At 58.9% G+C, this 13085-nt stretch carries 11 protein-coding genes and 1 pseudogene; 7 read left to right on the plus strand and 5 right to left on the minus strand.

The window, feature by feature from the left end; translation table 11 throughout:
* Positions 1 to 633 precede the first annotated feature (633 nt).
* From ACZ46K_RS01245 to ACZ46K_RS01265, 5 genes are all read right to left on the minus strand, one after another.
* Entirely contained in the window at positions 634 to 1686 is a 1053-nt protein-coding gene (locus ACZ46K_RS01245; RefSeq protein WP_464743403.1) for an ABC transporter permease, read from the minus strand.
* A gap of 45 nt (positions 1687 to 1731) precedes the next feature.
* Positions 1732 to 2673, minus strand: coding sequence for an ABC transporter permease (locus tag ACZ46K_RS01250; RefSeq protein ID WP_464743405.1), 942 nt, complete (start codon positions 2671 to 2673; stop codon positions 1732 to 1734).
* A complete protein-coding gene (locus tag ACZ46K_RS01255) occupies positions 2667 to 3491 on the minus strand; it encodes an ABC transporter ATP-binding protein (RefSeq protein WP_054810210.1) in 825 nt (274 codons plus the stop codon). The genes ACZ46K_RS01250 and ACZ46K_RS01255 overlap by 7 nt, the downstream gene beginning before the upstream one ends.
* Entirely contained in the window at positions 3488 to 4516 is a 1029-nt protein-coding gene (locus tag ACZ46K_RS01260) for an ABC transporter ATP-binding protein (protein ID WP_054806521.1), read from the minus strand. Before ACZ46K_RS01260 ends, ACZ46K_RS01255 begins: the two co-directional genes overlap by 4 nt.
* Positions 4517 to 4693: 177 nt before the next feature.
* Positions 4694 to 5461: an SDR family NAD(P)-dependent oxidoreductase gene (locus ACZ46K_RS01265; RefSeq protein ID WP_054810209.1), complete on the minus strand. Its 768-nt coding sequence runs from the start codon at positions 5459 to 5461 to the stop codon at positions 4694 to 4696.
* A 512-nt stretch (positions 5462 to 5973) separates the two neighbouring features.
* On the opposite strand from ACZ46K_RS01265, the gene ACZ46K_RS01270 reads away from it, so the two are divergent.
* The 7 genes and pseudogenes from ACZ46K_RS01270 to ACZ46K_RS01300 all read left to right on the plus strand — a co-directional run bounded on the left by ACZ46K_RS01270 (position 5974) and on the right by ACZ46K_RS01300 (position 12955).
* Entirely contained in the window at positions 5974 to 6957 is a 984-nt protein-coding gene (locus ACZ46K_RS01270; protein WP_464743408.1) for a cytochrome P450, read from the plus strand.
* Positions 6958 to 7295: 338 nt separating this feature from the next.
* Positions 7296 to 7447: pseudogene (locus ACZ46K_RS01275) on the plus strand (histidinol dehydrogenase); the annotation flags it as partial.
* 696 nt (positions 7448 to 8143) lie between these two features.
* Entirely contained in the window at positions 8144 to 9532 is a 1389-nt protein-coding gene (locus tag ACZ46K_RS01280) for an aromatic ring-hydroxylating oxygenase subunit alpha (protein ID WP_054806526.1), read from the plus strand.
* Positions 9533 to 9672: 140 nt separating this feature from the next.
* Entirely contained in the window at positions 9673 to 10071 is a 399-nt protein-coding gene (locus tag ACZ46K_RS01285) for a carboxymuconolactone decarboxylase family protein (protein WP_464743410.1), read from the plus strand.
* Between the two features lie 53 nt (positions 10072 to 10124).
* Entirely contained in the window at positions 10125 to 12137 is a 2013-nt protein-coding gene (locus ACZ46K_RS01290; protein ID WP_464743412.1) for an alpha-ketoacid dehydrogenase subunit alpha/beta, read from the plus strand.
* Positions 12138 to 12154: 17 nt separating this feature from the next.
* Positions 12155 to 12388: a biotin/lipoyl-containing protein gene (locus ACZ46K_RS01295; RefSeq protein WP_054806529.1), complete on the plus strand. Its 234-nt coding sequence runs from the start codon at positions 12155 to 12157 to the stop codon at positions 12386 to 12388.
* A gap of 303 nt (positions 12389 to 12691) precedes the next feature.
* On the plus strand, positions 12692 to 12955 hold the full coding sequence (locus ACZ46K_RS01300; protein WP_464743414.1) for a DUF3263 domain-containing protein: 264 nt from the start codon (positions 12692 to 12694) through the stop codon (positions 12953 to 12955).
* The last annotated feature ends 130 nt before the right edge of the window (positions 12956 to 13085 follow it).

The following is a 13085-nucleotide window of genomic DNA, read 5'->3' on the forward strand; positions in this document are numbered from 1 at the left end:
AACCTATTGGTGCTGAGGCTCTTACGCGACCTACGGCCGCATCCTCCGGAGTGGCTCGCCGGGCGTCTGCGCGTCCCCTGGATCCCGGAGAACCGGGTCGACTGGACCGGGGACGTCACCTTCGTGCGGACATGTCCCAGACCTGCACCGAAGGTGACCTGCGGATGATGGCATCGCTGACATCTGACCGACCGAGTCAACCTCGCCGACGGATTACGTAACGTGGCCAGCGACGCCAACTGTGCTCTCAAGGCACTTGCCGATCGCGTGAGAGTCACATTCGAACGGACTTAAACAGCGGGTGCTGCAGGCGAGTTCCGGCAAACCCGGATACAGGTGCGACTCGCACTTCGGTGCGAACACGGAGACGGTGAAACTGACACCGTGCTCGAAACCCACTCCCAGCGCCACCTGCCACGCCGGGCTCATCCTGAAAGGCCAGAAATGACCGGTCCGAATGTGATTTCTCATCACTTCTTCACCAGTACCCGTCGTTGCGTAGCACATCCGATCAGAACTGCGCTCGTGACCCAGGACCGACATTCGTTGGCTGCTTATACTGGTCGAAGCGCCATCGTCCGCCAACTGCTCAGGAGCGCGAGCGAGTCGCTCGCGCTCCGGCCGCACTACGCGCTACTCGGCTGAGGATTTCCCGCGGTATTGCCCAGCGTCTGCCTGGACAGGCTTACGACTCTTCTTGAGGGGCTTGACCTTGGAGACCTTCGTAGTGCCTTCGAGCGCGTCGCGAAGTCCATCGCCGAAGGTAGAGAAGGCGAGCACCGTGAGCACGATCATCAGTGCAGGCGGGATGATGTTGATCGGAGCGACATAGACGTTGTCGAAGGCATCGCGAACCATGCTTCCCCATGATGTCTGTGGTGCCTGTACCCCGAGCCCAAGAAAGCTCAGACTGGCTTCCGCGACGATCGCGAGCCCCCCCGCAAAGGACAACTGCACCAATAGAGGCGAGGCAGCATTGGGAAGAACGTGTCGCCACAGCAGCCGCCATTGCGAACAACCGATGGCACGACACGCCTCGATGTAAGTCTCGGTGGAGACAGACTCGGCTGCGCCACGTGCGAGCCGAAACAGCGATGGAGCTGTGACAATCCCGATTGCAAGCATCGCGTTGGTCAAGCTAGGTCCGAGAATGCCGACGATAGCGATGGCAAGAACCAGTGGGGGGAGACTCTGAAGCGCGTCAGAGATTCGACTGAAGAGAGCTCCGACCCAGCCGCCGATGAGTCCTGCCAAGAGTCCGACCGGGATACCTAGTACCGCCGCGATACCAACGGCTTGGACAACAGCGACTGTCGTCACTTGCGCCGCGGCCAGCAGTCGGCTCAAGATGTCGCGGCCGTACATGTCCGTGCCGAGCCAGTGTTCGCTGCCGGGAGGCGCGAGACTGTTTGCCAGGTTCTGTGCGTTCGGGTCGTGCGGCGCTAGAGTCGAGCCGAAGACCGCGAGAAACACCACGAGGCAGATGAATACGAGGGCAAGCATCGCAGCGGTATTGGTACGCAGCTGCCGTAGCGGGCGGCTGGAGCGCAGGAACTGTATCAGTCTGCGCTGTTTCGCCGGAGGCGGCGAATTGTCGATATTCGGAACTTTTCTATGACCTGAATCGAACTGGGTCAGATTGTTTGTCTCGCTCGGCAGCTCGACGAGGGACCGGCTATCGCTCATGATCGGAGATCTTCCAGCTTTAGGGATGGGGCGTGTGAATGGAGGTCAGTGTCGGGCACGAGGATTGAAGTAGCCATACGTGAGGTCCACTACAACGTTGACGGCCACGATGATGACTGCAGTCGTCATGACGATTCCCAGGATCACCGGGATGTCGCGGCTGAACACAGAGCTGACGGCGAGACTTCCCAACCCCGGTAGCGCGAAGACGAATTCGACGGTGACCGCGCCGGCCAGGATGCGATTTACTTGCAGTCCGAGCACGGTGACGATGGGAATCCCAGCGTTCTTCAGCGCGTGTTGTCCGACAATCTCTTTTGTGAGTAGGCCCTTGGCGCGCGTGGTACGGATAAAGTCCTTCCCCAGTGTGTCGACCATGGCTGCGCGTGTCTGCCGTGCAAGTTCTGCCCCGGAAATCGCTGCAATTGCGATTGCGGGCAGGATAAGGTGCTGAAGCCACGACCCGAGTCCCTCACCGACCGGTGTGTAGCCGGTTGCAGGAAGAACGGGGGACAGGATCGCGAATAGAATGACCAGGATGAGGCCGAGGATAAACGGCGGCACCGCCATGGCGACGCTGGAAGCTGCTGTCAGCGCGCGGTCGATAAGCGAATTTGCACGCATAGCAGCGAAGACACCAGTCGGGAGCCCAACGATGACGACGATCAGCATCGTGATGAGCGTGAGGGAGAGGGTGACCGGAAGCCGATTACTTAATATATTGACTACCGAATCGGAGCTGAACAGCGACGTACCGAGATCGCCACGAAGCGCGCTACCCAGCCAGTCGAGATACCGAACTAACAATGGTTCGTTGAGGCCCAGTCTTTCCCTCGTTTCCTCGATGGCGGCGGGAGTTGCGTTTTCTCCTGCAAGTGCAGTGGCGGCATCACCGGGGATCAGGTCAACGAGTGAGTAGACAAAAAAACTCACGAATAGAAGAAGAGGAATAGCGGAGAGGAGTCGCTTGACTATCTGGTTCAACATTGGGACTCCTCGCGCAGTCGGGCTCCCCTGTTGCGGGGGTCGGGGATAGCAGCCACCAGTTTCTGGGTGTAGGGGTGTTGGGGGTTATCGAAGATCTCTTCGGTATCGTTCATCTCGACTATCTCTCCCTTGTACATCACGGCTACGCGATGAGCGAGAAAACGGACCAGGGAAAGGTCGTGTGAGATGAAGATGTAAGCGAGTCCGCGTTCGCGCTGCAGATCGAGAAGCAGGTTCAGAACCTGGGCTTGGATTGAAACATCCAGTGCCGCGACCGGTTCGTCGCACACAATGAACTCTGGGTCTGTGGTCAATGCGCGTGCGATCGCGAGTCGCTGAAGCTGTCCGCCAGAGAACTCTCGGGGATATTTATTGAGTTGGTCTTCACGGATTCCGACTCTTTGGAGCAACGCGATGACTTTGGTATCACGCTCTTCGCCCTTCAATCCTTGATGAATCGTGAGCGGTTCTCCGACTGCTTCTCGGACCGTCATATGGGGGTCGAGCGAACTGAATGGGTCTTGAAAGATCATCTGTGCCCGTTGTCTCAGCGACCGGAGTGTCTTTTTGTCCATCGCGAGCACATCGTTGCCGTTGAAGTGGACACTGCCGGCATCGGGATCGATCATCCGTAGGACGAGCCTGCCCACTGTCGACTTACCGGCACCCGTTTCACCGACGATTCCGAGTGTTTCACCCCGAGCGAGGGTGAACGATACGTTGTTGGTGACCTGGGTCGATTCGGTGGCTTTGCCGAGAAAGTTTCGCTTTGCCGGGTAGGACTTCATGAGCCCCGAAACCTCCAGTAGGGCGGTCATTGATCAATTCCTCTCAGTTCGAGTTCGCCGACGCGGGCACACCGGATTCCCCGACCGTCAGGTCCAGCGAGCAGTGGGACCGGTTCTGTGCCGCAGCGGTCCGCGATCGCATAGGTGCACCGGTCGAAGAAGTGGCACGACCGGGGCCACAGCCAGGGCGCGGGCACCATACCGGGAATCGCCTTGAGACGTGATCCACGCGCTCTCGGATCTGGGATGGCATCGAGAAGACCTTCGGTGTACGGATGTCCTGGTGCCGTGAACAGTTCGTCGATTCCCGTGGATTCGACAACTTGCCCTGCGTACATCACGCTGACTTCGTCGCACATCTCGGCTACGACGCCGAGGTCATGGGTGATGAACAGAATCGACAGGTCGAACTCGCGCTGCAGTTCTTTCATCAGTCGAAGCATTTCCTTCTGAACGGTGACGTCCAGGGCAGTGGTTGGTTCGTCGGCGATAAGCAACTTGGGTTTACATACCATCGCGATAGCGAGCATGACACGCTGACACATTCCGCCACTGAACTCGTGGGGGTACGCTCGCACTCGTCGCTTCGCGTCCGCGATTCCGACTGCGTCCAACATTTCCACTGCGCGAGCATGACTGTCGCGTTTCGACGCGCCCTCATGTCGACGGACTACCTCGGCGATCTGGTGACCAACGGTGAAAGCCGGGTCGAGACTACGCCTCGGCTCTTGGAACACCATGGAGATTTCCGAGCCTCGTACCTCGGCCCACTGGCTCTCCGCGAGCGTGGTGAGGTCGCGTCCGTCGAGCTGGATCGAACCGGTGACTCTCGTTCCGTGGCGTGGCAACAGACCCATGGCAGCCAAGGACGTCACCGTCTTACCGGAACCTGATTCACCGACGAGGCCCACGGTCTTGCCTCGTGGTACTCGGATGTTCACGTTGTCGACCACCCGAGTCCACCCGTGTTCCGTGAAAAACTCCACGGAAAGATCCTCGACACCAAGGACATCCTGACGTTGTGACTTGGTTTCTGCTAGTGATGCGGTGGCCATGGATGGTCTCCTGAATAAAGTGTGTCGGAAGCGCAATGCTGCTGTCGGATAGGCGCATCCATGCCACACAGCACGAAGCGGGATCGAGGTGACACCGTCATCGACGAACCGGCAGCGGGTGCAGGTTCTCTTCTGCAGCGTCTGGCAGGAATTGCTGCGGCGAGTCGACAGCCTGTGTTACACCGTGAGCATGCCGCCGTTGACATTGATGGTTTCGCCGGTGACATAGGACGACTCACTGCTGGCTAGGAAGGTCGCCACTGAGGCAATCTCCTCGGGACCGCCGATGCGCTTCATCGGGATAGTGCTGGCCAGACCAGCGGGCGAGCGTCCGAACATCGGCGTTTGTATCGCTCCTGGGGCGATCGCGTTCACTCGCACCCCACGATCTGCGACCTCTTTCGCGACGGACCGTGTGAGCGCGAGAACGGCTGCTTTGGACGCGGAGTAATGGGGGAGCCCGGCCTGTCCGATTACCCCGGCCAGCGAAGCGACATTGATAATCGAGCCCGATTCTTGAACCAGCATCACCTGCAGCGCGGCGCGCATAAGGTAGAAAACTCCATCGATGTTCACGGACATCATGCGACGCCATTGATCATCGGTCAACTTGGAGGTGATGTCGAGAGGAGTGCCGGCTGCGAGATGCTCGCCGATGGCTCTCTTTGACTCACGGTCGTCAGTTCCGGCAACATTCGCCAGAATGTCGAGGCGCCCGTAATCGTTGACGATGTTCCCGACTGCGCTGTTGACCTCGCCAGGGTTGGTGACATCGACGCAGAGAGAAGTCGCTCTCGTCAGTGTCGATGCGCGTTGCTTCGCTGCGTCTCCATCGCGATCGAGCACGATCACGGTGGCGCCTTCGTGAGAGAACTTCTCGCAGACGCTGGCACCGATGCCCGAAGCACCACCTGTTACCAACGCAATCTTTCCTTCAAGCAGCACGGGACCTCCTGGCCGGGATTCTGAGTCGATGCAGGGAGTGAGAGGTAGCAGTGGACGCCGAAAACATCAGTGTTGCCGTGGTTTTGGGACAATATCCGCCGTTCGGCTGGCGCCGAAACGAGTGTTGACAAAAAGGATGTGCTACGTCACACTTCCTAGTGTTGCATGTGATGCGTCCCACGTCAAAGATTTGTTTCTGAGATCGTGGGCCATCCGGTCACACCATCGACCACCCATGCCCCCACCGGTATCGCGAGGAGACGACAGTGGTAGTAGCCAGCAAGACCCTGGATGAAGGATTCGAGCATTTCATCATCGGTGCAGCACCCGACCCACGGCCTTTCTACGCGGAACTGAGGGAGCACGCCCCGGTCTTCCGATACGAAAAGCGGGGATTCTACTACGTAACCCGGTACGACCTGGCAACATCAGTCTTCAGAGACGCAGACTGGAGTGTGAACGTCGCGTCCAGTTCAGGCAGCGGCCACAGTGTAGGGACGGACCGTCCGAGCGTGGCATTCGATGTGTGGCACAGCACGATCCTGAACATGGACGGCAAGGAGCACGCCCGAGTTCGCCGGATCGTCGCCAAGACGTTCTCTCCTGCGGCCGTGAAGCTGATGAGATCCCAGGTACAAGAGGTTGTCGACGCCGATCTTGATACCCTGGCCGGTCGTACCGAGATCGACCTCGTCCATGATTTCGCCAAAATGCTCCCGACGAAGGTCATCCTCGACCTCATGGGAATCAGTCGCGAGTACATGAGTCAGGTCTTGGCGGTCGCAGATGCCATCGTTGCCCTCCACGAGCCGATGCTGACTGACGCCCAGATCGACGAGGCGGACGAAATTGTTGCAAAGTTTGTCGAGATCATCGTCGCTGAGATCGAGGATCGACGGCGGACACCTGGACGAGACGATCTGCTCACCGCACTGGTAGAAGCCAGCGACGAGGGGGACAAGCTCAGCGAAGACGAAGTTGTCGCAATGGTTGTCGCGCTTTTGAATGCAGGTCATGAGACCACAGGCAGCACTCTGCCGGTGGGTCTCTATCACTTGCTGAACTTCCCCGACCAGCTCGAACGCCTTCGGGCTGATCGGGGGATCATGGTGCCGGCGTGGGAAGAACTCCTCCGATTCGACGCAGCCACCCGTGGCTCGGTTCCACGATTCGCCGTCAACGACATCGAAATCGGCGACCAACTGGTTCGGAAGGGCGAGACGCTGATCGTCGGAAATCAAGCGGCAAATCATGATCCGGCAGTCTTCGACAAGCCGCTCGAGCTGGACCTGACACGTTCTCCTAACAAGCACATCAGCTTCTTCGGAGGTGCCCACTATTGTCTGGGAGGGTGGCTTGCCCGACTCGAATTGCAGGTGGCCCTCGACAGCCTGCTGACGCGTTATCCGACGATCGAGCTCGCCGGCGAGGTGGAATGGCGCAAGTCCTTCATGTTGCGCGCCTTGAACGGACTGCCCCTCAAAGTCGAGGCCTGAAGCCGCCCGTGGTCCTCCGTGACAGGTTCCTGGCCTCGGGGCGACCGCGAGATCGGCACGCTCGAGAACGCTCGCAGCGTGTCGCAGGGAGATGGGTTCGTGAGGCAGGCTGCGACGATGTGGTGGGCGAATCCGACGAGATACCAGCAGAATACGGCAGGGGTCGAAACGTCCGTCGTGTTTGCTGCCTCCGAGCCCTCCCGATACACGGCGAGGTATTCCTCGACGAGGTCACGGGGAATCGCGCCGATCACAGGTTGCAGTCACGTGCTGTCATAAGCAATCGCCGCTGAAAAGTGCTTGGACAAAGCGGAACTCGGTTCGGTCGCAGTGGCACCGGCTGCGCGGGGCACCAGTCCGGGCTCAGCGTGCAGACGATCCTGCGAGGAATCCATGTCGTCGAGTACGACGAGGCGGCTCTGAAGGACGTGTCCGGCCACGTGATCACTCTCGCGACGCCGAGGATCTGACCGGACATGGCGAGGCCGTCTGCCCCGGACGTGTCGGCGGAGCAGACACAGTCCATCAACTGGGAGGCTGTGGAACTTCGATCCCCCGTTACTTGCTCCTGCTCTGCTGACCGGTGATCGCCCCTCCTCGACCAGGCCCCTTGCTGGACCCAGGATGGTTACCGCGCCAGTCGGCTTCACCGGAGGTACCGCGCAGACCAGACACCGCGTGGTGGGCTTCTCGCACGAGTCCAGCCGCCACACAGCGGAGCCAGTGATACGACGTCGCCGGGGTGATCCCGATGGAAGAGGACGATACCGCCACACGCATTCGCCGGCGAGAACGTGCACGATCGTGGCAAGTGAAGCCGACCGGCGTCCCGGCTTCAGCCGAGCCTGGCGGAGGATTACGGAAGGAACGATGTGGCACCGCCTCGCAAGATGTCCGGTACAACCGCACAGCAATCATCTACCGCGAGGCGGGACCACATCTCATACGTCACATCGACCGCATGGGCCACACGAATATGGCTCCTTCCGGCTGGGCTAGAGAGCCTCTCGAAGTCTGAATCATCGTACTTTTCTGCAGATTCGGCGCGTGATCGCGGGCGTTTCCATGCGCAGGATTAGTCTCGTCCTCGTCGGTTGCCGTGTTCCGCAGCAATGACTGTTGACAAACTACCTGTGTTACAGCACACTTTTGCTAACTGCCTCGGCATAGATCAGGAGTTCACCTCATGACGCGAAATCTCAAGACTGCAGGGACCGCCACGACCGAGAAGCTGGACCTGGAAGCCAGTCAGACACTTTTGGCGCAGGCCGACTGTCGTCTCCTCGGCGACGACCACATCCCGTCGGCACGATACACATCGAAGCTCTTCCTCGACCTCGAAGAGAAGTCGCTGTGGCCCCATACTTGGCAGATCGCATGTCGCCTCGAAGAAATCCCAGATCGCGGAGACTACTATGAGTATGAGGTCAACACTGAATCAATTCTCGTTGTCCGGCAGGAAGACGGCAGTATCAAGGCATTCGCTAATGCCTGCAGGCATAGATCAACTCGACTTGCTCAGGGCTGTGGCAGCTTAGGGCAGGGGGGCATCCGATGCCGCTACCACGGTTGGTCATGGGCGATCAATGGTGAGAACACGTTCGTCCTCGATCAAGGTGAGTTCTCAGACGAGGGCATGAAGCCCGAAGACCTTGCACTAATCGAGGTTCCTAGCGGTGTCCGATGGGGCTTTGTGTTTGTCTGTCCCGACACACCGTCGACGGATTTGGAATCGTTCCTTGCTCCCTTGGAGCCGATGTTCGAACCGTTCGGCGTCGATATCATGCGGTACGACTGGTACAAGTCGACGGTGTTGCCATGCAATTGGAAGGTCTCCCTCGACGCCTTCGTGGAGAACTACCACGTACCGGCCACTCATCCGCAGTTGATCCTTGACCACAATGCGTACGAGTATCTGCAGCTGGAGAATGGGCACGCTCACAACCACACCCACAAGGGCCGTGAGGGGACGTTCGACAGCAAACTGGTCGAACGGGATGCGCTCAACGAGCGCGAGCAGCTCTACCGCGCCGTCTCTGACCTGGCCGATCAGGTCAATGCTATTTACACCGACCGCGAGAAGTTCGTCGCTGCTGGCCTCCGGAAGCGTCCGCTTCCCGAAGATCTCAGCGCGGGCGTTGACTTCGTGAACGCGCTTCATGAGTACGCCGAGGGTGCTGGAATCCCGCTTCCCAAGGTTTCGAGCAGCGATACCAAGTATCTCGGCGTGACGACGATCTTCCCTAATGTGGTCGTGCTGACAAGCAACGGAAACCTATTGGGCTATCGTGCCCGGCCGAATGGAGACGATCCGAATAGTTGCCTGTTCGATGTGTTTTCGCTGCGGATGTTCCCTGTAGGTGAGGAACCGATTGTGGAACGCGAAGAGCTCGAGTGGACGGATAGTCGCTGGAAACTTGTCCTTAGCCAGGACTTCTCGAACATGCCACATGTCACGGCAGGTCTTCGCTCGCGTCATTCTCGAGGCTACAAACTCAATCGGCAGCAAGAGATGGCGATTATGAACACGCATCGTGAAATCGACAACTACATTGCCCGGGCGCACGAACAGTAAGCGCGAAAGGGTTGTCGGAGGATCCTCTGACACTCAACGGCTTCAATGCAGATCGATTTCTGTCCGATGAAGATCACGATCGGAACATAGGCGCCCGCAGGCGGATAGGGCGCGCACCAGGGACTGTAAGGGGTAAGTAGATGATCTTGACAAACGAACAGGTGCGAGCAGCTGACGTGGTGCGGGAAAAACTGTTGGGAAAGGCCGTTCGGCCACCACAGCCGCGTCCGGACGAGCCCGGCAACACTGCGGACCTACGACAGATTCTTTCTCGTCCCTTCTCGGACTCGTGGGCGCGAGAGGGCCTCGATCTCCGGACCAAGAGCGTGGCGACGATGTCGATGTTGATCGCTCTCGGCTCGCATGAGGAACTAGGCAAGCACTTCGTCGCGGCTCTCCGGTTGGGGATTGCGCCGGAGGAAGTTACTGAACTACTGATCCACAGTGCCGGGTACTGCGGAGTCGCGCGTGCCCATTCAGCGTTTGAAAAGCTCACCGAAGTGCTGCAAGCCCGGGACAGCGTCACGAACCCCGCCTAACTCGTCATCACTGCCGGCTGAATCGACATCAGGTAGCACGAAAGGATTGGCCAATGATTGCTGAGAACGCGGTTGCGGATCGAACGGAGCAGCAGACCCTACTACTGTCAATTTATAAGACAGCTCGAAAGATTCGCGCATTCGATGACAAGGCGCAAAAGCTCATGGGCACAGGGCAAGAGGGCTTCGTCCACTATCCCGTCCGCGGTCACGAGATCATCGCAGCTGCTATCGGTGCAGTAATGGAGCCGTCGGATTACATGACGGCCACATACCGCGGCCTCGCAGACGAGATCGCCAAAGGCGTGCCCGTGAAGGAACTATGGGCGGAGCGACTGGGGCGGTCGACCGGCGGTTCCAAGGGCCGCGGCGGTCCTATGCATATCTCCGCTCCAGATCATGGCCTCATGGTGATGAGTGGGATCGTCGGCGGGGGAATCCCGATTGCAGCTGGCTTGGGCCTGTCATCTGAGCTTCGCAATGATGGCAAGGTGACGGTGTGCAACTTCGGTGACGGGGCCACGAACATCGGAGCATTCCACGAGTCGCTGAACCTGGCTGCGGTGTGGGACTTGCCGGTTGTGTTCGTCTGCCAGAACAATCAATACGGTGAACATACACCCTTCGGGGCCACGCAGAGAACTGAACACGTAGCGGATCGAGCAGCCGCATACGGAATCCGCGGAATCACAGTCGATGGAACCGACGCATCGGCGACAGCAGCGGCTGCGCGTGAAGCTTTCGCGCACGCCAGGTCAGGTGCCGGGCCGGTGCTTCTCGAATGCGTCACCTTCCGCACCTTGGGCCATGTACTCGGCGACCAGAACGAGTACATGGACCAAGACGTACTCGCTGAACACCGCGCAAACGACCTACTGGCGCGCTTTCGCAGCCAGCTGATCGAAGACGGCATTGCGGACGCCGAGGCACTCGACGCGATCGAGACTATCGCACAGCAGGAAATCGATGAGGGTTACGCTGCTGCTTCGCTCGACGATCCGGCTGATCCCGACCGGGTGTTGGAGGACATCTTCGCAGATCCCAAGCCGGTGGAGGAAGAGCGACCGGCGGATCCTAGCCGAGACAGTCCTATGCCGATGCGTGAGGCGATCAAGAACGCACTCGACATTGCTCTCAGCGAGGATCCGAATGTGTTCCTTCTCGGCGAGGACATCTCGGACACCGCCGGCGGCGGCGTATTCAACATGACCTCCGGACTATCGAGCCGACACGGCGAACACCGAGTGCGCAACACACCCATTGCCGAAGAGGCAATCATCGGCGCAGCGATCGGCTCTGCGATCGTGGGCATGAAGCCCATCGCGGAGATCATGTTCATGGACTTCATCGGCGTCTGCTTCGACCAGTTGTCCAATCACGCTGCGAAGCTCCGGTACATGTCCGGAGGTAGAACCTCGGTGCCGATGGTGGTTCGAGTCAACATGGTCGGTGGAACGCCACTTGGTGCCCAACACAGCCAGTCACTCGAAGCCTTGTTGATGCACACGCCTGGACTCAAGGTGGTCTATCCGTCAAACGCCTATGATGCCAAGGGGCTTCTCCTTTCCTGCATCGAGGACGAGGACCCCTGCATTTTCATCGAGACCAACTCGCTGATGATGAAGAAGACGCCGGTGCCGGAGGGGCACTACACCATCCCGATCGGCAAAGCTGCAACGCGACGAGAAGGTACCGACGTCACGATTCTAAGTTGGGGTCGGATGATGGCACCCGCTGTCGACGCCGCCGAGAGTTTGCAGAATGATCACGGAATTTCAGCAGAAGTCCTCGATTTGCGGACGCTATCACCAATCGATGACGAGGCCATCCTCACCTCCGTCGCGAAGACCGGTCGCGCGGTTATCGTCCACGAGGCTGTGCGTACCTGCGGACCTGCAGCAGAAATAAGCACACGTATCCATGAGAGCCTGCATGCAGAGCTCAAGGCTCCGGTCAAGCGGGTCACAGCACCAGACAGTCCTGTACCCGCTTCTTCGGGACTCGTCGCGGCTTTCTATCCAACAGCCAACGAGATTGTCACCACCGCACACACACTGTTCGCCTGAATCGTAGGAGAAAATCAATGACCGTCCCGATCAAGGTTCCGAAGCTGGGCATGACGATGGCCGAGGGGACGCTCATCGAATGGCACGTCGCTGACGGCGAAGTCGTTCAAGAGGGTGAACCGCTCTACACTCTAGCCACCGACAAAGTCGAGAATGAGGTTGAGGCGCCCGCAACCGGCCGGGTCCGCATCACTGGTGTTCCGGACGAAGACTATGCGGTCGGCGATGAGATCGGACAGATCGAGCCGTAGACATTTTCGATCGGCTCACCAGGTTCATTCGGTCCGTTCCGGCAACTCGAGGTGGGTTGCCGGAACGGACCGTCTGTGGAAGACCCTACTCGATTAGCAGTTGATGCCGATTGCGCCACAAGAACACACTCCGGTAGTGATCAAGCGTCCGTGGCTAGTTCCCGATGTGCAGAAGTTCCGGGACGAACCACATCGATAGTGCAACTGAGTAGCGACACAGTCTGAGTAATCACATCATTCGTTCATTCTCTGACCGACAGCAGACCGCGCTCGCCGCAAATGACCCTCGAGAGGAAAGAGCCGATGCAACAGCACGAACGAGCAATGTTGGATTTTGTACATCCTTGGCTCACTTATGGCGGCCCGCCACCAGAGGACATCTTCATCCGCTTTGGTATCGGGCCCCGAACGTTCTATCAACGGTTACAGGCCGTTCTCATCGAATCCGACATGCATCTCTTGAAGCCCTCTCTTCGGAGGGAAGTAGCCGAGTTATGCGACCGACACCTTGACAACGATCGAGACCGCAACCAGCGAGACGCATGCGTTCCCCGTGCCTCCGTGTGAGTAGACAGCAGCCTGGCAAGTCACAGTGCCTCGGTATTTATTGAGAACAGTCAACAACGTGGCTCTGGTGGCAGGTCCCCGATAGTCGGTCCGGTCGGTTCTAGAGCCGGTTCTTACGTGCAGTCGATCA

Source organism: Rhodococcus sp. JCM 9793 (assembly GCF_055380405.1).